This is a genomic window from Streptomyces sparsus, from assembly GCF_054776295.1.
In genome coordinates this window covers 1-1,448 of record NZ_BAAHCA010001110.1, presented here as the reverse complement: position 1 = coordinate 1,448, position 1,448 = coordinate 1, and the positions used below count along the sequence as shown (strand labels likewise).

1 protein-coding gene is annotated in these 1,448 nt (G+C 75.4%); it reads right to left on the bottom strand.

Going from position 1 to position 1,448, the window contains the following annotated elements; genetic code table 11:
• Positions 1–46 precede the first annotated feature (46 nt).
• A partial coding sequence (locus ACYVE9_RS26685) for a sensor histidine kinase (RefSeq protein WP_461030465.1) occupies positions 47–1,448 on the bottom strand: 1,402 nt, incomplete at its 5' end.

The following is a 1,448-nucleotide window of genomic DNA, read 5'->3' as shown; positions in this document are numbered from 1 at the left end:
GTGGGAGGTGCGGGGCGCGGGGGTGCGGACCGGCTGGCCGTGGGGTTCAGGCGGCATGGTGCGGGCTCCCTTCGGGCGCTTCGGAGCGGGGGGCGTGGGGCAGGTCGAGGCGTACTTCGGTGCCGCCGGTGCTGCTGCGGCCGACGCGGAGGCGGGCGCCGATGGCTGCGGCCCGTTCCACCATGCCGAGCAGGCCGAAATGCCCGGACCGGCTCAGGGCGGGCAGGGTGGTGCCGGGTGGCAGGCCGGTGCCGTTGTCACGGATCCGGAGGGTGAGCAGGCCGTCGGCGAGTGCGGTCGTGACGGTGACGGTGGTGGCCTTCGCGTGCCGGGCGACGTTGTCGAGGGCTTCGGTGGTGACGGTCAGCAGGTGGCTGGCGACGGCCTGCGTCACGGCGGGGGCGGTGTCCACCGGCCCGGTGTGGTGGAACGTCGCGGTGATGCCGGTGCGGCGGCTGAAGTCCTCCGTGGCGGCGTGCAGTGCGGGGACGACACCCACGGGCCTGCCGGGTTCGCCGCTGTGTCGCAGGTCGGTGAGGAGGTCGCGGGACTCGGCTGCGGCCCGGCGGGCGGATCGGGCGACGAGTTCGGCGCGCTGCCGGACCTCCGGAGCGGGGGCGCGGTCGGCCGTGCGGGCGAGGCTGTCGGCGGAAAGCGCCAGGCCGTGCAGGGTCTTGGCCACGGAGTCGTGGAGGTCCCGGGCGAGGCGGGCGCGTTCCTCGGCGACGGCGGTGGTGGCGGCGAGTCGGGCGCGGGCTTCCGCGAGGGCCTGCGAGGCGGTGGCGAACCGCAGGACGTGGTTGCGCAGGGTGACGCCCACGGCTCCGGCGATGGCGCAGAACCCGGCCAGCAACAGGGCGCTGTGCAGCTCTTGGCCGTCTGTCTCGTCCGTAGCACCGGCTGCACCGGATGCGGCGGCTCCGGCGGTGGCGTACAGGACGGTCAGCAGCAGGCACTGGGCGGCGGCGAAGGCTCCCGCGCCGCGCCAGCCGTAGAGCAGGCCGGCGAGCAGCGGGGTGCAGACGCACACGTAGGCGAGTGGCGACTGCGGGGTGGCGGTGACGAGGAGGAGTCCGGACAGCAACAGGTCCACCGCGAGCAGCGGCGGGTGCCGCAACAGGAGCGGGCCGAAGCGCTCCCAGTCGCGGAAGAGGGCGTAGGAGCCCATGAAGGTGACGAGCACCGCCGAGCCGACCAGCCACTTCGGCAGCCCGTCGGCGGTGTTGGCGAGGGCCATGGGGGTGCCGAGCGCGATCATCGCGAGCCGGAAGCCGAAGACGTGGCGGCACAGCGACTGCAGGGCGTTGGCCTGGAGTGGCACGGTGGTCCGGCCGGCCGGGCCGTTCCCCGTCGTGGCGGCGGTCCGGTGGGGGCCGCCGGTCCGGCCGGGCCGCAGGTTCCGCACGCGGTTCCGGACGTTGCCGAACCGTCCGGGGCGGAGGCGGGCG